Here is a 19,875-nt window from a genome sequence, read left to right as displayed (position 1 = left end):
ATAGAGGGCGAATCGGTGAGCAGCATCACCAGTCGGTCAATGCCGATACCCAGACCGCCTGTAGGGGGCATGCCGTACTCGAGGGCATTGAGGAAATCCTCATCCATCATATGGGCCTCTTCGTCACCAGCCTCGCGCAAGGCAAGCTGGCGGACGAAGCGCTCCCGCTGATCGATGGGATCGTTCAGCTCAGAAAAGGCGTTGCCCAGCTCGCGGCGTGTGATGAAGACCTCAAAGCGATCGGTGAACTGGGGCTGCGTGGCGTTGCGCTTGGCCAGCGGCGACACCTCTACAGGATGGCCGATGATGAAACGGGGCTGTACCAGGTGCTCTTCCACCTTTTCCTCGAAGACGGTGTTGATCACATCGCCACGGCTGTCTGTCTCATTGACAGGGACGCCGATGCTTTTCGCCGCTTCCCGGGCCGCCGCGTCATCGGTGATGCTATGGAAGTCTACACCGGCGTACTGCCGGATGGCGTCAAGCATGTTCAGGCGCGGCCAAGGCGGCGTCAAGTCGATCTCCTCACCCTGGTAGGTGATCTGAGTCGTCCCCAAGACCTTCTGGGCCACAGAAGCGACGAGATTTTCCGTCAGTTCCATCATATCATTGAAATCGGCGTAGGCCTGGTAGATCTCGATCATGGTGAACTCAGGGTTGTGGCGCGTCGAGATCCCTCGTTGCGGAAGATGCGGCCCAGCTCGTAGACGCGCTCAAAGCCGCCTACGATCAGCCGCTTAAGATGCAGCTCCAGGGCGATGCGCATGTACAGCTTCATGTCCAAGGCGTTGTGGTGGGTGATAAAGGGACGGGCGGTGGCACCGCCGGCGATGGGATGCAGCACCGGCGTCTCCACTTCGAGATACCCCCGCTCATCGAGGAACTCCCGGACGGCGCGGATGATCTTGCTGCGCAGGACGAAAGTCCGCTTCACCTCGGGGTTCATGATCAGGTCCAGATAACGCTGGCGGTAGCGCAGCTCTACGTCCTTTAAGCCGTGAAACTTCTCGGGCAGGGGGCGGAGCGACTTGGTCAGCAAAACAAACTGCTTGACCCAGATGGAGATCTCACCCTTTTGGGTCTTGAAGACATGGCCCTCGACGCCGTAGATATCGCCGATGTCCGCCTTGGCGAAAAGCTCAAAGACCTCATGCCCCACATCGTCGCGACGAACATAGATCTGGATTTGTCCGGTGATGTCCTGCAGATTGCCGAAACCGGCCTTGCCCTGGTGGCGACGGGCCATCATCCGGCCGGCGAGGCGCACCGTCTGGTTTTCCAGGGCATCAAAACCTGCCTTGATGTCTTCGGCGTGATGGGTCCTTTCAAAACGGTCGCCGAAAGGATTGATGCCTTTCTCCCTCAAATCGTTCAGCTTTTCCAGGCGGACCTTGATCAGTTCGTTCTTTTCCATTTCCAGCATGCTTTTTTCCATAATGCTTGTCTCCTCCCGGCGCATTCAAAAGAGCCAGGTCTTCCTGGCCCTTCGATTCATTCTACACCTTTTGCCGCCGCCGAATAAAGGATAAATGAGTCCGGTGAAGGTCTACCCCTTCTTGTTGATGTCCACAATCTCGTACTTGATCTTCCCCATAGGCACCTGCACCTCGACGACTGCGCCCTTGGGCTGACCGAGCAAGGCCTTACCCACCGGGGAAACGTTGGAGATCTTTGACTGGCTGGGGTCGGCTTCGGCCGAGCCAACGATGGTGTATTCGAATTCGGAATCGTCCTCCAGATCCTTGAGGAGGACACGGGCGCCGATAGTCACCACATTGGTCTCACCCTCGCCGCCTTCAATCAGCTTGGCGTTGCGGAGCATCTTCTCCAGGGTGATGATTCGGCCTTCGACGAAGGCCTGTTCGTTTTTGGCGTCTTCGTACTCGGAGTTCTCGCTGATATCGCCGTAATCGATGGCCTGCTTGATCCGTTCGGCCACCTGCCCGCGCTTGTGCGATTTCAAGAACTCCAGTTCCTCTTCCAATTTCTTTAGGCCTTCTGCCGTCAGCATCACTTGTTTTTCTTCCATACATTCGCTCCCCTATCCTTCAAATCAAAAATGTGTCCTTTACGCGGTTTCACTCCCGAAACTTCATGCGGTGTCATGTAACATGTGAGGCTACACTGAATAAGCACTGCCTAACAGCCGTAAAAAGCCTGCGGCCGGGCAGTGCTTGCTTACTCCACCATCTTTAGTTTCGTATTATATCCAGGTTGCAAAATATTGTCAACATCAAGTTCTTGACTTCCGGCTGCCGTTCGCGGCGGTCTGAACAGGCTTTTGCGGACCCGCTCCACATCCAATTCGCTTAAGGGACGATCAAAACTACGCAACCCAGCCAGAGAAAAGCCGTGTTTGCGGCCTAAGCGGGTGATCTCCTCCACCTTGTCGATAAAAAGTTCCCGACCAAGGGAGAAACATTCCCGCCGCCCCTCCAGGGCGAGGATCATCGTCTCGGCCATGCAGGCGTAGGCCAACCCTGGCGGGAAGCCAAAGTTGAACCCGAAGTTCACATCACCGGGGACCTTGACGACACCTCCCTCGATCAATAGAACGTCAGGCCGTTCCTTGGCCACCCGGCGAGACACGTCCCTGGGCCGGGCCACATCGCAGACGAGGGATCCCGCTTTCAGGTGTTCAGGCTCGATGATCGCATCAGCCGCGCTCGATACGGCGACGACGATGTCGGCTCGGCGGAGGGCGCCGGCCATATCGGTCGTCACCCCCACGGAGAGACCTGTTTCATGGAGGATGCGGTAGGCCAAACGATCGAGCCGGTCCAAGCGGCGCGCCACCAGCGTCAGGTCACTCGCCTCCCGGGCAAGCAACCGAGAGCAGACGGCACCGATGGAGCCAGTGGCGCCCACGACAACGACAGCGGCGCGGTCGAGTTTGTAACCGAGCCTCTCGGCGGCAAGGCGCGTCGCCTCCAGGGCCGTCGCCACTGTATAGGAATTCCCTGTCGTCACCGGGACGGGTAACCGCTTCGCCAGTGTCACTCCCCCATCGCCGATGATGGAGGTGTAAGCGCCGAGGCCGATGATCTGCGCGCCCAAGTCGACGGCCTTGCGGCAAGCCTTTTCCACCTTCGCAAGCACCGTTTCCTCAGGTAGCGACAACATCTGCCGCGTTGTCAGCGGGCAAGCGATGAACAGGCCGTCCACCTGACTGTATCCCGACCGGATCCCCTCGCAGCGCGCTGTCCGCACCGGCGGCGCCCAGCGGAAGACCCCTTCAACAAGCGATTCGGGGAACCAGCGGACCCAGGGAAACTTACGGGCTATGTCCGCAACGGTAAGGGGATGAATGATGAAGGCAAAGCGTTTCATGCCGACCTCCTGCGGTCGTCTGCCGGGAAGACACCTTCTCCAGGCGAGGCTGAAAACCGAACCGCGCTAACCAATGGCGGTACTCCTCCGGGGTGATCTCCTCGGGCCTCCGCTCCGCCAAGGCGACCAGCAGTCCCTCCATGACGTTCGTCCCGAAGGAACGTCCGCTCAACTCCGGCGTCGTCGTGACCAGCCTATCGACACCGCGCTCTTTGAGCAACCGAACATCCGCATCGGTGACGGTGTTGGTCAGAACAATCTTGCCTCGCATGTCCGCCGGCATATACCGGCGAATGAAGTGGAAATCCCCGGCGACAACCTCTGCCTCCCGGAACACGTGAGGGAACCGGGGTTTTATCTGCTCCTGCCGACTGCCCGTTGGATAGAGCCAATGAAAGGGCAATTGACTGATCACTGGAATAATTACGCGAGAAAAACGATTTAATGCCTGCAAGCTGCGAATCGGCAAGGGAAGGCCGCAACCGAACATCAGATCGCCGAAGGTGACCTGACAACCCTGCTGGACAAAGGCCTCTGCAAGGCCATAGCGATCGACGGCGCAAAGGAGCAACACCTGCTGTCCCGGATGGATCAGACCGTCCGCAGCCAGCGTCTCCACCACCTGTCGTTCCCAGTGCTCTTTGAGATTGCTGCCGTCGACGACAGGGCTCTGCCGAGCCGCTTGGGCCAGACGCCGCCCGTCACGCAGGGTGTAACGCCGGTTGCCGGCGCGCAGGTAGAGATCGATGCCGCCCAAGCCGATAGCGTCAACCTGTCCGTCAAGGGCGCGAATCATTTCAATGGCCCGGCCGTAGTTGCCGTCCGTGCCGCGGCGCTCTAGGCGGACTTTTTTTCCGAGGACCTCCACCTCCGCCTGGTGATCCCGTTTAGACGATCCCAGGGAGATGCTGACGACACGTTTCAACAGGGACGCCTCCACCTTTTTTCTGCAGCAAAAACCGCTTGACAATGAGCATAACCAACTTGGCCCCTCCCTATGTGCCATCCACCCCCCGGACTTGCCCCGCCATGGTTTAAATGGTATTTTATACCCGGTAGGGGCAGTTTCCAGCAGAGAATCTCCTGCCAGGAAACTTAAGATTGATAATTAGGAGTGATCACGTGAGCACGGTAATCTGTTACCTGAGCAAACGGGGCACCACGGAATACTGCGCGAAACGCCTGGCCGACCTGATCGACGACTCAGTGGAAATCGTCGATGTCCGGAAAAACCCGGTCGGACCGGACTGGAGCGCCTGCGATACGGTCATCCTTGGGGTGCCCATCTACGGCGGCGACATCGAACGGGAGTTCAAACAGTTCGTCCGAGAGAACTGGCGCTATATCATGGCCAAACGGCTGGCCCTCTTCATCTGCGGCATGCTGGAAAAGAAAAGCGAGGCCGAGATCAAGACCGCTTATCCCGAGCAGCTGCTGAGAAGGGCCTTCCTGACGGAGAACTTCGGCGGCCGCGTCTATCAGGACAAACTGGGCTTCTTCGAGCGCATCGCTTTCCGCATGGTCACGAAGATCAAAGAGGACTACAGCAACCTGTCCGAAGAAAAGATCGCCGCTTTCGCCGAACGGGTCAATGCCGCCCGGTCGGCGGCGGCCGAAGGCAGCGGCGACGGCGCAGGGAGCAAGGCCGATTCCGGCGACGAGGCGGCGAACAAGCCGAAGACTTCCGAAAAGGAAATCTTATAAATAAAACGCTGCTAAAAAGGAAAGCCTTATCCCATGAAAAAGACCAGCGCTTTGCCTTCAGCGCTGGCCTCGCTTTTGTCTTCTTCCATCCTGCTTAAGCGGAATGCCAAACCACTATGCCCGGACCTCCGCCTTTTTGCGCGGTCCGGCTTGGAAAAGGCGGTTGACGATGGTAGCCATGGGCTGCTGGAGCAAGGTCATAAAAACGATCGGGATGGAGACGCGAAGATCGAAGTATCCCGTGGAAAACAACACACCCAAGGCGATGTTGCGCATCCCGCTCGAATAGGTCAGGGCGATGACATCCTCCCGGGGACGCCCCAGGAAACGGCCGGCGCCATAGCCCAGCAGGTAGGCGATGCTGTTGAGCAAAAAGAGGCTCGCCAAGATGGGCAGGGCGTTCGACCAGCCGAGAACCAGATAATCGTGCATGATCGCCACGTTGATGGCGACAACAAGGAAAAGGCCGAGCTTGGAGAGAGCGCTCAAACCGGCCTGCAAAGGCCCCTGGGGATCCCAGAAGCGGTAGGGGTGCAGGAAGAGACCGAGCAACGACGGCAGCACCACCATCAGCAGCATATCCTCAATGAGCCGCTCAACAGGCAGGTGACCGGAGACATGCAAGATCACCTGAGCGAAGAGGGGCAGGATGAGCGGGCTGAGCAGCGTGTCCAGCACGACCAGGGCTAGGGCGAAAGAATTGTTGCCCTGGGTGATGTTAGTCCAGACCGAGGCTGTGATCGCCACGGGGATGGTGGAACCGATGACCAGCCCCATCACCGTCTGGGCGTCGCTCGGAAAAAAGAGCATCCCCAGACCGAAGGCCGCCGCCGGGACCAGTCCGTGGGCCAGCAGCAGAGACGTCAGAAACAGGACTGGCTCGCGAAAGAGGGCGCGAAACTGGCCCCAGGAGCAGTTCAGCGCCCCCAAAAAGGTCATGTAGCCAAAGAGCCAGTAGACCCAGGCTTTTTGTTCCTGCAGGGTTGTCCAAAAGATGTTGCCAAAAAGCAAGGCCCCCGGGATCAGGATGAACATGCCCCGCTCCAGCAGACGGTGAAAGGCGATGACCCACCGGCTCAACATGGCATGCAACCTCCAGGCTGTCCCTTGTTCAAAGCCGGCAATTTACAACTTGTTTTTATGCTCATTCATCTTCGCTTCTTCCCACTTCTCATGCATATGGTCGACCACTTTCTGCACCAACCGGATAGCGAATCGTTCCGAATGGCACTTCAGGCTTGACACAATGGCGTATAGTAAAACAGCATTCATCTCGTCTTTATTACCGTCATCCATCAGGGCGATCGCCGCTTCAATCTCTTCCAGATAGCGTTCCCCAATCTCGTTCAAGATGTCCTGGGCCAACTTCTCCACATCGACGGATTTGCGCATTCGCCCACCTCCTGCCTCTATGTTCGACAGAGGAAGGACAAATCCTTTGGTCCTAACGAAAGACGCTTAGGCTCTTCGCAGCAGTGCCTGCAGAACATCATCAAAGGACTGGTCGCCGATTTCATCAAGCATCTTGTCAAGGGGCGTCTTCCGACGCAAGGAGCCCGTCAATACGATCTGGACCTGCTGCGACCGGTCGACCAGGAGCGAATCGACGATCAAGGCGTCGCTCAGGAGGCCCACAATCACCGCCGCCTTCAACGGATTGAGTGTCACCAGCGCTGGCTTTTTCTTTTTATTGCCCTGCTGACCGTTGCAATGGTCGTTGCCTTTCCCGTTGCCGTTACCTGTCTTGTTGCCCTTCCCGCTGTTTTGCCCTTCCTTACCTTCCCCTCCCTTCCTCATCGTCATCCCCCTTACTATGCAATAACCGTCGGCGTAGACGTCTCTTCAGCAAAGACCGGGATCGCTAACAGGACGAACAGGACCGTGGCGACGATCAAGAGAATGTCATGTTGCAATTCTTCGGATACCATAAATATCTCCCTCCATTTCTTCCCTATTAGGCTATGATGGGAACAGCGAATGGGTACAAGTCCAAATGGCATTTCATTGGAAAATTGAACAGGGCAAAGGGCAAAACAAAGGGCGATCCTGCTGCGAGGATTGCCCTTGTCTGTAAGGTTAGCTTTTGCCGATCGCTTCGCGGCGCGGGCGGAAGCGGATGACATTGCTTATCGACGCTCTGCCTGCTTGTTTCATCGCCTGTGAAAGAGGGCCGCTTGTTTCCTCCCCTTGCTCCGTCGCTCCCAGCGACTGCAAGAAGCGACCCAGAAGACGATCAAAGTCTTCCCGCCCTGTCAGGGAGGTGGGATCAAAGGCATGGGGAACCTGCTCCAACGACGCCCCGGGGATGGCGTCGACGACCCGTTGCATAAGGCGAATCGCCAAAGTCGATTCCCCGCCGACGATGCCGAGACAGGGGCTTTGGATCCGGCTGAGTTCCCCCGTCAGGTTGACACCCCGGATCATCCAGCGTGTTTTCATGGCGTCGAGGCCGCGGATCTTGGGGATCTCGCTCCGCAAATGTCGCTGGGCGAAGGGCCAGCGGCTGTACATATTCAAAATTATCGGCGTCAGCCATGATTTGGGCAGCAAAAAGAGGGGCGACGCCAGCCAGGTCATCCGGATCAAGGCGGCTTCTTCGCTGTCGGCAGGGTCGAGTTCGCTGAAGGTGTCCACGAGCACCAGGGCGCGGCAACGGTGGGGGTAATCGAGGGCGAAACGCTGGGCGATGACGCCGCCGAAAGAGACGCCGCAGACGACGGCCCCTTCGATCTGCAAAAACCGCAACAAAGCCGCCAGATCGCGGGCGTGATCAGTGAGACGGGTGGTCCAGGTCATGGGGCCGGAGCGGCCCGTCCCTCGCACATCGTAGAGGATCACCCGATTTGTCCGGGAAAAGGTCTCCACCTGAGGCGCCCACATGCCATGACTGACAGCGATGCCGGGGATGAAGATGATTGGGTCGCCGTGCCCGTAAACCTCATAATAGATTCGTGTGCCGTTCAACTGCTGGACGGGCATAACATCCCTCACAGGGCCGTATTTGTCCGCACCGATCGGACTATTATATTCTCCCTCGTCCCTCTCGGCAAATTGCCCGGAAAAAAAAGAAAAAGCAGCGTCTCCCTCAGAAGGAGGGCGCTGCCTTTGTTCGTCTAGCCCCCTGTTCAATTCGGCGGCGCTGCCCTTTCGAGCAATCGCCGCCATTTTGCCGCAACAGCCTCATTCGCTATTTCGGGTCGTTAGAGAACTGGGGCGGCAAGAAGGGCTGGTCTTGGTTCTTATGGTGGTAGTGCTTGTCGGCCGGCTCGCTCAAGTGGCAGACGGTGCAGTTGCCGTTGGCGCCGATGGGACCGGCGAAGCCCTGGTAGGTCTTCGGCTGATAGTTGATCTCGCTGTAGCCGAGGGCCTCCGAGGCCGGGTAGACGACGTGGGGAGAGCCGTGGCAGGCGGCGCACATCATGTCGCCCTTGTCGGCTTTTTCAAAGCGGTAAAGGTGGGATTTTTCCGTGATCCACTGGTTATAGGAGCTGGACTTGGTGCTGGCCTTGGTGTGATCCTTCGTGTGGCAGGAGAGACAGTCGGGCTGGTTGATCCAGTTCTCCCGCGGCTTGGCCTCCGTAAAGCCTTCCGGCAGGTAGGGCTTCAGCCGTTCCAGCGACTTCTGGGCCGCCGGCAGGTCCTTCTGCTTCATCAACACGGAGGCGGCATGTTCCGGCAGGGTGCCGTGGCAGTTCATGCAGTCCATGCCGAAGCCGCGATGGACGTCACGCTGGCAGTAGACCTGGCCTTTCGCCGACGAGGGGTGACAGAGGCCGCAGGTCTCGATGGAGCCGTTTTGCATGTACTGGGCATGCTTACCGTGGAGGGCCGCCGACATGGACAGCACGTCCGGTTTGCCCGGCGCGCCCACGTTATTGGCGGCGTGACAGTCGAGGCAGTACTGAGGCCGGCCGGCTTCCGCCTCGGCCAGCAGGTTGGTGCCCACGTTCTTGTCGTGGTCTGCCAGGATGTCGCGGGCGGTGGCATCAGAGAGACCGATGCCGTCTTTGTTCGGCGTGCCGCCGTGGCAGATGTAGCAGCCTAACTCGCCGCTGACCGGCGCCGCCATCTTGGTCTCGGCGAGCAGTTCGCCGCTCGCGGCGTCGGTGGCGCGAATGGTGAACATGGGATAGGCGTCTACTTTGCCATCGTCATTATAGGGAGAAACGGGAATGCCAATGGCGGTCCAGGCTTTTTTCGCCTTATCGAGGGTGAACTCGCCTCTGTCGGCGGGCATGCCTGTCTTACCGGTGTTCGGCTGGATGTCCTTTTTCAAGGTGATCTTCGCATAGTCCCAGAAGTTGATCGTCTTAGAAGGTTCGTTGTGGTTCTCCGGGGCCTCATAGCTGAGCTTGATGCCGTCCGTGACGACGACGGGCGGGTCACCCCGTTTGATCACCTGCGCCCATAAATCGTTGCCGGGGGTGTGAAAACTGAAATACTTGTCGTTGTCGCTGGTGCACTTCATCCCAATGGACTGCCAGGCCAAGATCACATAGTCTCCCGGGGGTTTCACCGTCGAGGCGGCTGGCGTTCCGGTGGTCCCGCCAGGCGCTGCGCCGCTTCCCGGGGCACCTGCGTTTTTCGCGCAACCCGTCGCGACACCGGACAATAGGGCCACGCCGGAGACGACAAGAACAGCGGCCTTCATCGTCTGGGAAAGCTGCTTCCGCCACTGGGCGGGCGGTTTCTGAGGTTGTCTGTCCAACTGCGGCTCGAGTCCAAGCTGCGGCGCTGCATCTGGTGAAGACGGCAACAGTCGCCACGCCGATGACGCACTTTGTGATTGCTTATCTTCCGCCAATCCTGTCATCCTCCTTTTTCATGTTCGTCCGTTCTTTTGCACTGTCTGGTTCGTTCCGACTGTTCGTCTTTCCTTGCTGGGGTCCCTTAGCCTGCTGCGTCCTGTACCGAAAAACCCATACCCCCCATATGTACAGGACAGATTATAGTACAGGCAGTATGAATTTTCAATTTTTTGTGAAAATGAATTGTCTCACAGCGGAGGGGCGCCCCGTCTGGACGTGACTTTTATCCTTGCAATTTAACCGAGTTCGTTTATAGTAGTCGTTAGGACCTTCTGCAAATTTGGCGAAGAAATGCGTTACCTTTGTTCCATTTTACATCATTATTTAAATAAAGGGGATGGGCCCATGGAACCGATCAAGTCCATCAAGCTGGCGACCCAAAGCCCGTGTCCCGCCTTCGGCGCGTTGCGCATCTTGACAAGGCTGGAAGGTTTTCTCCCTATTCTGCTGGGAAACCACGGGTGCTACTACGGACTCAATTTCCTCGCCCACTTCTACGCGGCACGTAAATCCATCTACGCCCCGTTGCTCTATTCGATCGACTTCACCGACAAAAACCTGCACCACAAGCTGCTCGACGCGATCAAGGAGATCATTAAGGAAGAAAAACCGGAGTTCGTCCCGGTGATCAACCTCTGTGTGGCCACCACCGTCGGCATCGATATCGACGAGATGGCCCGGGAGCTCCCTGAGATCATCCCCTTGCGCGTGACCGGTTTCGGCACCCGCAGCCACGCCGAGGCCAAAGACGTGGCCATGGAGGGCATCTTCAAAAAGCTCCGCCAATTCGGCGATCACAAACTGCGTGAGCCCAAGGCCGTCGCCTCCATCGGCGAGGTCTTCCCGGCCGATACGATCGCCCTGGAGAACCTCCTCGAAAAAATGGGCCTCAAGCTGCGCGCCCATGTCCCCTCCAAGGACATCAACGACTTCCGCAAAGCCCTGAACGTCTCCACGATGGCCTGCTTGCATCCTTTCTACACGCGGACGATGCGCCAGTTCGGCGAGTTGGGCATCCCCCACATCACCGGCGGCCCTGCCGGCGCAGAGATGACCTACGCCTGGATCAAAGCCATCGCCGAGTCGACCGGCGCCGACATGGGGCTGGCTGAGCAGATCGCCCAGGAGGAGCGCGACGCCGTCCAAAAAGTCCTCGATGGCCCGCTGAACCTCAGAGGCGTCCGCATCGCCGTCGCCGGCTATGAAGGCATCGAGTTCCTGGTGGGCCGCATCCTCGTCGAAGCCGGCGCAGACGTGCCCTACCTGTCCACCTCAATCGGCAAATCGCCCCTTTGCGAAGCCGATGTGGCCTGGTTCCAGGCGCGCGGCACGGAAGTGAAGTTCCGCAAATCGGCCGCCGACGACCTGGTGGCCGTGAAAAAGTACAAGCCCGATATCGCCCTGGCTGCCACCGACGTGGCCGGCATGGGCAAGGAACTGGGCAGCGCCTCTGTCTACTTCACGAACCTGATCGCCGCCCGGCCCCTCTTTTTAGCCCACGGCGCCGAAAACATCCTCAGCCTGATGCACCACCTGCTGAAAGCCCGTCCCTCCATCAACCGGGTGCGCTCCTTCTTCCAAGATGTCGAGATGGAGCGTTCTATCGCCATCTCCGAAGTGAAAGCGCACCTGGGCGACGCTTTCGCCTGTGGCTGGGGTGCTCCTGTCTGGGGCGGCTGCTCGGCAGAGGAAGCGGCGGCGGCGAGCGACTGCGGCTGCGGCGACGCCATGGACGGCGCTGCATGCTTTGGCGGCGACACCGGCGCCGGCGCGAGCGCCATGAACTGCGCCCCGGGATGCGCCATTGCCGGCTGCCCCGCTGCGGGCGGCCAAAACAGCAGGGAGGCGAAGTGACCGATGCAGATGATGCGCGACGTCGATCTGACGAACGGCTACTGGGGTGCCCTCTATGTGCTGGCCCCGATGCGGGGCAACTTCTGCGTGATCGTCGACGGCCCCATCGGCTGCCACTATGTGCCCATCGACTCGGCCCTTAACTACACCGACGCCATCCCCTACCTGCAAAACGTCTATGCCACCCACATCCTCGAAGGGGACGTGGCGCTGGACGGCACCTTACATAAACTGCGCAAGCTCTGCGGCGAGCTGATCGACCGCTATGAAAACATCTTCATCCTCTCCTGTGCCGAGAGCGAGATCATCTCCAGCGAAGGCGCCATGCTGGAGGCCGAGATCGACGGCCGCCGCATCTGGTACATCCACACGCGCTCGCTCGACGTGGATGACCTGACAGCCCGCGACGACATCATGCTCTACCTCTATGAGCATGTGGTCCCCAAGATGCCCCGCCTGCCGAAAAAAGCATCGGCAAAGCCCCTTGTCAACATCCTCGGCCCCACCTACGGCAACTTCAACCACTACGCCGACTTTGCCGAGATCAAGCGCCTCATCGAAGGCATCGGCGCCGAGGTGAACGTGGCCTTCCCCTTTGACTGTGAGCTGGGCGACATAACCCGCCTCGACGACGCTGACGCCAACGTCCTCCTCTACCAGGAGTACGGCCAAAAACTCGGCAAGGCGCTGGGCAAGCCCCTGTTCTTCGGGCCCATCGGATTGCAGGCGACGACGGCCTTTCTGCTCGGCCTCGGCGACGCCCTCGGATTGCGCGCCGAAGCGGAAGCCTTCATCGCCAAAGAGAAGCGGACGACCTTGCAAGGCTTCTGGGACGTGTGGCGCTCGCCCCACCAGGACATCTTCCGGACGAATTCCTTCGGCGTTTACGCCCATAAGACTTACGCTGAGGGCCTCGTCAACTTCTTGCGCGACGAGCTCGGCTTCGAGGCCTACGCCTGCGGCGTCAAGACAGACCGCTGGCGCTCGAAAAAGGCCATGGACATCGAAGCGGCCCTCTTGGAGAACCCGCCGACCCTCTTTTTCGGCAGCATCAACGAGAAGATCTACATCACCGAACATATCCTGCCGACGCGCTTCATCGCGGCGGCCACGCCGATGCCGATCGTCTGCCGCTCCACCGGCACCCCCTTTATGGGCTACAACGGCGTCGTCTACCTGACCCAGCTCGTCAGCAACGAGCTCTTCGACATCCTCTACAGCCACATCCACATCGAGTACGCGCCGGAAAAGGACAAGCGCCGCCGCGAACGGGACGCCGCCCGCAAGGAATGGGAAGCGCAACTGAAGGGTTCCATCGTCATCCGCGAGGTCCGCTGGCCCGAAGAGACGGTGGCCCATATGGAAAAGGTCCTCAAAAAGGTGCCCTTCTTCGTCCGCGTCAGCGCCTCGAAGATGCTGCGGGTGGAGAGCGAGAAACTGGCCAAGGAGCAGCTCCGCGACTACGTGACCACCGACGACGTGGATCAGGTCTACAACCGGTTCAAACGATAGGAGGGTCGCCCTTGCTGGGATTCGGCTTTCTCTCCCTGCCCACCTGGTTCGTCCATATCGCCAGCCTCGTCGAATGGGTGATCGCCGTCATCCTTGTCTACCAACTGGGCCAGCGCCTCAATCAGGTCTGGCTCCAGCGCCTCCCCTGGGCGATGATCCCTTACTTGCTGAGCGGCATCTGCGCCATCTGGTATCACCTGACCTATGACACGGCACAGTGGCTGAGCGACGCCCAGAGCTACCTGACCTTCCTCGGCAGCACCGCCTTCGGCGTCTGGGCCTTCTTCTTCCTGCGGTCGCTGCAGACCTTTCGCATCTCGTCGCTGTCGGCGCGGTCAGCACATACAGTTCGGTCGTCCGGAACAGTTGGGCCGGTTGGAACGTTCGAGTTGGGCGGATCGGCTGGACCAAAGGACGCGACGACCCGGGAAGGCGGGGTGAGCGACCATGTCTAGCACCGCTGAGATGCTGATGACCCTCTCCATCTTCCCCTACCTCTACTTCCTCTACGTCTTACACCGGGTGCGCAAGGAGCGCCCCGAACTGGTCCACCCCCTCACCTACAACGGTTTCGTGGCCATGCTCGGTTTCGTCTTTTTCACCGCCTGCACGGGCCTCTACGCCGTCAAAGTCCTCGGCGCCCCCACCTTGGGCCATGTGGACTACCTGCACGGCATCTCCGAAGCGGGGCTGACCATCACCAACGGCTTTATCCTCTCGGGACTGCGGCGTCACTTGAAACAGCTTGACGCCAAGGCCGCCGGCAGAGGAAAATAAAAAGGGCCGCCCTTGGCCGGGCGGCTTTTCCCGCTTGTGCGGGGATGGTTTGGTTGGTTGCAGAATAAAGCCGTCGAACCGCTACGGCATGATGCGGTACGCCATGATGAAAACTTCATCGATGGGACGGCTCATGGGCAACAGCAACGGGTGAAAGCGGAGCGAATCCGTACAGTACGTTCGCACAGAACATATAGGAGCTGGTGACATGTCGGAAAAGAATTTCTACGCCGTCTATGGAAAAGGCGGCAGCGGCAAGAGCTTCGTCATCTCCAACCTGTCTAACGCGACGGCCCGCCTGGGCAAGCGCGTCCTCCAGATCGGCTGCGACCCCAAGCACGACTCGACGGTCATCCTCTTCAACGGCGTCAACCCGCCGACGTTGCTGGAATACTGGGCTGAACTGAACGAGCACTCTGACGAGGTGGAACCGACGCCCCGCGTGGAAGATATCATCTTCAAGGGCAAAGGCGTCTACGCCCTGGAGATCGGCGGCCCGGAAGTGGCCATCGGCTGCGGCGGCCGCGGCATCTCCCTCGGCTTTGAAGTCCTGGAGAAGATGGGCCTCTACAAATGGGACTTCGACTACGTCTTCCTGGACTTCCTGGGCGACGTCGTCTGCGGCGGCTTCGGCGTCCCGATCAGCAAGTCCATCGCCAAGTCGATCATCCTCGTCGCCGGCAACGACCACCAGTCCCTCTACGTGGCGAACAACATCTGCTCAGCCGTGGCCTCCTTCGCCAGACTGGGCGGCAAGTCCCGCATCCTGGGCATGATCATCAACAAGGACGACGGCAGCGGCTACGCCGAACAGTTCTGCGACACCGTAGGCATCAAGGTGCTGGCCAAGATCCCGAACAACCCGGAAGTGGCGAAATTGAACGCCCTCTTCCAACTGGTCAGCGACATCCCGCCCTACGACAAGCTCTTCCAAGACCTCGTGCAGCGGTTGCCGGAAGAGACAGGCGTGCTGCCGAAGCCGATGGATTTTGAAGCGTTTTCGAAAATCTACCGGGATATCCCGCAGGTGCATCTGGAGCGGGTGACGGCGGAGGAGATGTTTCAGCGATAGCACAGGGCGTCATTTGATCAGCGGCAACAGCTCCCGGAACAGGGGCGTCGCCGCCCCCTTCATCAGGTCAAAGAAGATCGTCTCCACATTGGAGATCGTGGCCCCCATCTCCTGCATCAGGTCGATCCCGTTGGCGAAGTTGGCACTGGAACGGGAGCAAACGGCATCGGAGGCGACGAAAACGAGATAACCCTCTTGCAGGAGATCCCGAACGGATTGGAAGACACAGACGTGAGTCTCCATGCCGGCGACGATGACTTTCCGCCTCCCCAGGCCGGCCAGGCATTGGCGCACCTCTTCCGTCAGGGCGGAAAAGGTGACTTTCTCGAAGCGATGGGCATGACGGAGCTTATCGGCCAGAGAAGGCACGGTTTTTCCCAGACCTTTGGGGTACATCTCGACGCCGATGATCGGGATCCCCAGGCGCTGCGCGACGGCGATCAGGATTCCCGTTTTGCCGATCACCTGCTCCCCCTCGGCCATCGCCGGAACGAGACGCTCCTGGATGTCGACCACCATCAGCACCACCTCTGGGGCATGGAGGCGGTATTTATCCATCCCGTGGCTCACTTTCTCCGCTCCCTTCCAATGAATACCAATAAAATCGATATTTTGCGCCTTGCTCTTTATCCTAATTTTGCCGGCCAATGTCGGACAAGCCTCACGGCCGTTCTAACGGCTTGCCAGTTTTTATAGTAAGAAGGGATCCTGAATACCCGCGTTACAGCGGAACTGCACAAACAAAGTTGTCAGTTTTTATTTACAGTAAGAAGGGAGCCTCATGGGTGAAAATCCAGCGACAAGGGCGTTGCGATCACTGACCGCGCACCTGTTCGCGGTGTTCCGTCAGCAACCGGACCACGCTCTCCCTGTCCGGCGCCTGGTTGATCTCCGCCCGAAGACGCGAGGCGCCGCGGATTCCTTTTAAGTACCAACTGAGATGGCCCCGCATCTCCCGGACGCCCCGCTCCTCGCCTTTAAGGGCGACGATGTGTTCCAGATGCAGGAGGGCCTGATTGATCCGTTCCTCCGGCGACGGCGGCGGCGGCATCTCGCCCGTCTCAGCCCAGTGGACCAAGCGGGAGAAGATCCAGGGGTTGCCCATGCAGCCGCGGCCGATCATGACGGCGGCGCAGCCGGTTTCGACGAGCATGCGCAAGGCGTCATCCGGTTCCCAGACATCGCCGTTGCCGATGACCGGGATGGACACCTGGCGGACCGTTTCAGCGATGACAGACCAGTCGGCCTGACCCGAGTAGAACATCTCCCGCGTCCGCCCGTGGACCGTCAATGCCTGAACGCCGACGGCTTCGAGGCGGGGGGCCAGTTCCGGGGCGACGATGCGCCCAGACGACCAGCCGATCCGCATCTTCACGGTGACAGGGACCTGGACGGCTCTAACGACGGCCTCGGCGATATCGACGGCCAGATCGGGCGTCTTTAGCAGGCAGGCGCCTTCGCCGTTGCGGACGATCTTGGGCGCCGGGCAGCCCATGTTGATGTCGATGATGGAGGCCCCGGCGGCCTCGACGATGCGGGCCGCCTCGGCCATCACCGCCGGCTCAGAGCCGAAGATCTGGACGGCGATGGGGCGCGCCTCGCCGGTGATGTCCAGGATTTCCATCGTGTTGCGGTTGGCGTAGGTGAGGGCTTTGTCGGAGATCATCTCCGTATAGACGAGGGGACAGCGGTGTTCCTTTAAAACCGTCCGGAAGGGTTTGTCGGTGACGCCGGCCATGGGCGCCGCCACAACAGGCGGGAAAACGGACCAGGGGCCGATGCGCAGCGGCGCAAGGCCCTTTGCTTTCACGGTCTCCCGGAGGACGGACGCCTGTTCCGGCTGGATCACGCCGGGAGGTGTTTCGATCACAGGATGGTTCGGCAACGCAGTACCTCCGATTGACAGAGCGCCGGTTGCGCTCCCTTTTGCCCCGTTGTGTTCAGGGTGCGCCGTTTTCGGCGGAGGATTGCAGCTCTGTCAGAGAGCTGCCTGTCTTGAGCAAGGTAAATGACGCCCCTCGGCAGGCCTTGGGCGCACCCTACGGTTTCAGCGCCTTCCGCAAGCGCTGGTAGATGATCCGCAGCCCCTCCAGGGTCAGCAGCGGGTCGATCATGTCCACCGTAGCTGTCTCTGGAGCGATCAGATCGGCTGTCTCTCCCGTAGCGATGACGCGGGTCTTATCGCCCAGCTCCGCCTTCATCTTGGTGACGATGCCATCCACCTGGCCGGCGAAGCCGAAGATGATGCCCGACTGCATGCCGCTGATGGTGTTTTTGGCAATCACCCGCTGCGGCTTAACCAGTTCGATGCGGGGGAGTTTGGCTGCCCGGGCAAAGAGCGCCTCTGTCGATACAGCCACGCCGGGGGCGATGGCCCCGCCCAAGTACTCCCCTTTTTCCGAGATGACGTCAAAGGTGGTGGCCGTGCCGAAATCGACGACGATCACCGGGCCGCCGTAGCGCGCAAAGGCGGCGATGGCGTTGACCACCCGGTCAGCGCCCAGTTCCTTCGGATTTTCCATGGCGATCGGCAATCCGGTGCGAAGACCCGGTCCCACGATGATCGGCTGAAGACCGAAGTAGCTGCGGCTCATCCGCTCCAGCGTCGGCATCAGGGGCGGAACGACGGAGGCGATGACGATGGCCTCGATGCGCCCTGGATCGATGTCGTCGAAGCGAAAAAGGTTGCGGATCAGGACGGCATATTCATCGGCGGTGCGGTTGCGGTCTGTCGACAGCTTCCAATGGATGCGCAGCTCTGGCTGGGGCTCCAGTTCATAGACGCCGAGGATGATATGGCTGTTGCCCACATCAACGGCCAAAATCATAGCCCTGTCCCCCTTCCGGTCGCAGGCTCACTTCGCCGCTGATCAGCCGCCGCAGTTTCCCGCCGCTGTCCCGTACCAGCAATGCGCCGTCGCTGTCGATGTCTTCGGCTTTGCCGACCCATTCCTGCTGGCCGGCGATGACGCGCACCGTCGTCCCCATGCCGGCTGCCCGCTCCAGCCATTCGGCGCGCAACCGATCAAAACCGGATGCCAGCCAGTAGTCATAGTCTGCCTCAAAAAAGTAGAGCACCGCCGCCAACAGGCGCGCCCGGTCCACTTTTTCACCTGTTGTCGCATGAACGGAGGTGGCCACGGCAGCCACCGCGTCGGGGAAATCGCCGGCGCTCTGGTTCACGTTGATGCCGGTGCCGACGACGAGGTAGTTGACGGCCTCCATCTCGGCGTTCAGCTCCGTCAGGGTGCCGCAAAACTTCTTCCCATTCAGCAGAACATCATTGGGCCACTTGATCTGCGGCTGCACGCCGGCCACCGTTTCCAAGGCCTTGCAGACAGCCACCGAGGTCAGCAGGGTCACTTGAGGCGCCAGGCCCAGCGGGACGGTCGGCCGCAGGATCATCGTAAAATAGATGCCGAGCCCGGGTGGAGAATACCATCCGCGGCCCAGGCGTCCCCGACCCTCGGTCTGTTCCTCTGCCAGGACGACAGTCCCTTCGGGCGCGCCCTGGCGGGCCAGTTCCTTGGCGGTGCGGTTGGTCGACGGGAGGCTGGCGTAAAAGTGATAGTGGCGGCCAAAGCGCTTCGTCTTAAGGAGCGGTTCCACCTCTTCCGGCAGCAGGTAGGCGCTCCGGCTGCGCAACTTGTAGCCGAGGCGGGTATGAGCGTCGATGGCGTAGCCCTCCTGGCGGAGAGCGACGATATGTTTCCAGATGGCCGACCGGCTGATGCCGAGGCGCCGGCTCAAGTCTTCACCGGAGAGGAATCCCTCGGCCGCCGAAAGCGCCTCCAGGATCGCTTTACGAGACATCGTCTCTCCCCCGCTTGATCGCTTCCACATCGAGGCTGATGTCGAGCGCTTTCACACTGTGGGTCAAAGCGCCTATGGAGATGAGGTGCACGCCCGTCTTGGCGATCTCCACCAGCGCCTCTTCGGAGACGCCGCCCGAGGCCTCGACAAGGGCGCGGCTGCCGATCATGCGCACCGCCTCTTTCATCAACTCCGGGGCCATGTTGTCGAGCATGATGATATCGGCGTTTGCCTCCAACGCCTCGACGACGCCCGCCAGGTCCTCCACCTCCACCTCGATCTTGACGGTATGAGGGACAGCCTGGCGCACCTGGCTGACGGCCTGGTGGATGCCGCCGGCGACGCGGATGTGGTTGTCCTTGATCAAGACACCGTCGAAGAGCCCGAAGCGGTGGTTCTTGCCGCCGCCCATGCGGACGGCGTATTTTTCCAGCATTCTAAGGCCCGGCGTCGTCTTGCGCGTGTCGACGATGCGCGCCTGGTAGTAGGTCACCTGTTCAACGCAACGGGCCGTCTTGGTGGCGATCCCGGAAAGGCGCTGCAGGAAGTTGAGGGCCAGGCGCTCGCCGATCAGGATCGATCGGGCGCTGCCCCGGACCTCGGCCAACACAGTCCCCTTGTCGATCCGCTCGCCGTCTTTCACTTTGGCCTCAAAAATCAAGCCGGGATCGACCGTTTCGAAGACGATGCGGGCCACCGGCATGCCGGCGATGACACCCGCCTCTTTCGCATGGATGATCCCCTTGGTCTGGGCATCGGCGGGTACCAGGCTCATCGTCGTCAGATCGCCTTGGCCGATGTCCTCCCGCAAAGCCCGAAGGACTACTTCCCGGACTTCCGGTTCAAAGAGTTCCACCGTCGCACCTCCTCAACGCTTTTAAGAATCCTCACCCTGCGCTTCCTGTTTTACTACGGATTTCTCGATTCCTTCATTTTTCTTCGTTTTTTGTGAATGCGTAGAACACGAAAGGGAGAACAGGCTGTTCTCGGGGATTCGAAAAGTGA

General features: G+C 59.9%; 19 protein-coding genes and 1 pseudogene (1 of these 20 running past the window's edge). 6 read left to right on the top strand and 14 right to left on the bottom strand.

Annotation, left to right across the window (positions count from 1 at the left end; translation table 11 throughout):
- The 4 genes and pseudogenes from lysS to HM1_RS06025 all read right to left on the bottom strand — a co-directional run.
- A pseudogene (lysS, locus tag HM1_RS06040) lies at positions 1–1,423 on the bottom strand (lysine--tRNA ligase); it reaches 49 nt to the left of the window's first position.
- A 123-nt stretch (positions 1,424–1,546) separates the two neighbouring features.
- Positions 1,547–2,029, bottom strand: a complete 483-nt coding sequence (gene greA, locus HM1_RS06035; protein WP_012282426.1) for a transcription elongation factor GreA — start codon at positions 2,027–2,029, stop codon at positions 1,547–1,549.
- Between the two features lie 149 nt (positions 2,030–2,178).
- On the bottom strand, positions 2,179–3,330 hold the full coding sequence (locus tag HM1_RS06030) for a shikimate 5-dehydrogenase (protein ID WP_012282425.1): 1,152 nt from the start codon (positions 3,328–3,330) through the stop codon (positions 2,179–2,181).
- Entirely contained in the window at positions 3,275–4,255 is a 981-nt protein-coding gene (locus HM1_RS06025; protein ID WP_012282424.1) for a hypothetical protein, read from the bottom strand. Before HM1_RS06025 ends, HM1_RS06030 begins: the two co-directional genes overlap by 56 nt.
- A 197-nt stretch (positions 4,256–4,452) precedes the next feature.
- On the opposite strand from HM1_RS06025, the gene HM1_RS06020 reads away from it, so the two are divergent.
- On the top strand, positions 4,453–5,034 hold the full coding sequence (locus tag HM1_RS06020; RefSeq protein ID WP_012282423.1) for a flavodoxin domain-containing protein: 582 nt from the start codon (positions 4,453–4,455) through the stop codon (positions 5,032–5,034).
- Between the two features lie 114 nt (positions 5,035–5,148).
- Here HM1_RS06020 and HM1_RS06015 read toward each other — a convergent pair whose 3' ends face one another.
- The 5 genes from HM1_RS06015 to HM1_RS05995 all read right to left on the bottom strand — a co-directional run bounded on the left by HM1_RS06015 (position 5,149) and on the right by HM1_RS05995 (position 9,838).
- Positions 5,149–6,117, bottom strand: a complete 969-nt coding sequence (locus HM1_RS06015; RefSeq protein WP_012282422.1) for a bile acid:sodium symporter family protein — start codon at positions 6,115–6,117, stop codon at positions 5,149–5,151.
- A gap of 42 nt (positions 6,118–6,159) precedes the next feature.
- The gene (locus tag HM1_RS06010) at positions 6,160–6,426 is read right to left on the bottom strand and encodes a hypothetical protein (protein WP_012282421.1); all 267 of its coding nucleotides are present in this window, start codon (positions 6,424–6,426) and stop codon (positions 6,160–6,162) included.
- Positions 6,427–6,492: 66 nt separating this feature from the next.
- The gene (locus HM1_RS15140; RefSeq protein ID WP_049754056.1) at positions 6,493–6,831 is read right to left on the bottom strand and encodes a hypothetical protein; all 339 of its coding nucleotides are present in this window, start codon (positions 6,829–6,831) and stop codon (positions 6,493–6,495) included.
- A gap of 279 nt (positions 6,832–7,110) precedes the next feature.
- Complete coding sequence (locus tag HM1_RS06000) at positions 7,111–8,013, bottom strand: alpha/beta fold hydrolase (protein ID WP_187147817.1); 903 nt, start codon at positions 8,011–8,013, stop codon at positions 7,111–7,113.
- A 208-nt stretch (positions 8,014–8,221) separates the two neighbouring features.
- Complete coding sequence (locus HM1_RS05995) at positions 8,222–9,838, bottom strand: hypothetical protein (RefSeq protein WP_148207096.1); 1,617 nt, start codon at positions 9,836–9,838, stop codon at positions 8,222–8,224.
- 349 nt (positions 9,839–10,187) lie between these two features.
- Between HM1_RS05995 and HM1_RS05990 the strand changes: the two genes are divergently transcribed.
- The 5 genes from HM1_RS05990 to HM1_RS05970 all read left to right on the top strand — a co-directional run bounded on the left by HM1_RS05990 (position 10,188) and on the right by HM1_RS05970 (position 15,057).
- Positions 10,188–11,696 carry a nitrogenase component 1 gene (locus HM1_RS05990; RefSeq protein ID WP_012282416.1) on the top strand — a complete coding sequence of 503 codons (1,509 nt, stop codon included), beginning with the start codon at positions 10,188–10,190 and terminating at the stop codon, positions 11,694–11,696.
- Between the two features lie 3 nt (positions 11,697–11,699).
- Positions 11,700–13,208, top strand: coding sequence for a nitrogenase component 1 (locus HM1_RS05985; RefSeq protein WP_012282415.1), 1,509 nt, complete (start codon positions 11,700–11,702; stop codon positions 13,206–13,208).
- 11 nt (positions 13,209–13,219) lie between these two features.
- The gene (locus HM1_RS14535; protein WP_012282414.1) at positions 13,220–13,663 is read left to right on the top strand and encodes a DUF2499 domain-containing protein; all 444 of its coding nucleotides are present in this window, start codon (positions 13,220–13,222) and stop codon (positions 13,661–13,663) included.
- On the top strand, positions 13,656–13,985 hold the full coding sequence (locus HM1_RS05975) for a DUF3593 domain-containing protein (RefSeq protein ID WP_012282413.1): 330 nt from the start codon (positions 13,656–13,658) through the stop codon (positions 13,983–13,985). Before HM1_RS14535 ends, HM1_RS05975 begins: the two co-directional genes overlap by 8 nt.
- 208 nt (positions 13,986–14,193) lie before the next feature.
- Positions 14,194–15,057 carry a chlorophyllide a reductase iron protein subunit X gene (locus HM1_RS05970; protein ID WP_012282411.1) on the top strand — a complete coding sequence of 288 codons (864 nt, stop codon included), beginning with the start codon at positions 14,194–14,196 and terminating at the stop codon, positions 15,055–15,057.
- Between the two features lie 9 nt (positions 15,058–15,066).
- On the opposite strand, the gene HM1_RS05965 is transcribed toward HM1_RS05970, so the two are convergent.
- From HM1_RS05965 to nadC, 5 genes are all read right to left on the bottom strand, one after another.
- Entirely contained in the window at positions 15,067–15,627 is a 561-nt protein-coding gene (locus tag HM1_RS05965) for an isochorismatase family protein (protein WP_236995047.1), read from the bottom strand.
- A 244-nt stretch (positions 15,628–15,871) separates the two neighbouring features.
- A complete protein-coding gene (gene dusB, locus HM1_RS05960) occupies positions 15,872–16,867 on the bottom strand; it encodes a tRNA dihydrouridine synthase DusB (protein WP_012282409.1) in 996 nt (331 codons plus the stop codon).
- A 229-nt stretch (positions 16,868–17,096) separates the two neighbouring features.
- On the bottom strand, positions 17,097–17,885 hold the full coding sequence (locus HM1_RS05955; RefSeq protein WP_012282408.1) for a type III pantothenate kinase: 789 nt from the start codon (positions 17,883–17,885) through the stop codon (positions 17,097–17,099).
- On the bottom strand, positions 17,869–18,870 hold the full coding sequence (locus HM1_RS05950; protein ID WP_012282407.1) for a biotin--[acetyl-CoA-carboxylase] ligase: 1,002 nt from the start codon (positions 18,868–18,870) through the stop codon (positions 17,869–17,871). Before HM1_RS05950 ends, HM1_RS05955 begins: the two co-directional genes overlap by 17 nt.
- Positions 18,860–19,726: a carboxylating nicotinate-nucleotide diphosphorylase gene (nadC, locus tag HM1_RS05945; protein ID WP_012282406.1), complete on the bottom strand. Its 867-nt coding sequence runs from the start codon at positions 19,724–19,726 to the stop codon at positions 18,860–18,862. The genes HM1_RS05950 and nadC overlap by 11 nt, the downstream gene beginning before the upstream one ends.
- Between the last annotated feature and the right edge of the window lie 149 nt (positions 19,727–19,875).

Origin of the sequence: Heliomicrobium modesticaldum Ice1 (assembly GCF_000019165.1) — a bacterium.
Lineage (GTDB): Bacteria > Bacillota > Desulfitobacteriia > Heliobacteriales > Heliobacteriaceae > Heliomicrobium > Heliomicrobium modesticaldum.
Note: the sequence above shows the minus strand (reverse complement) of the source record. Positions and strands in the feature narration are given on the sequence as shown.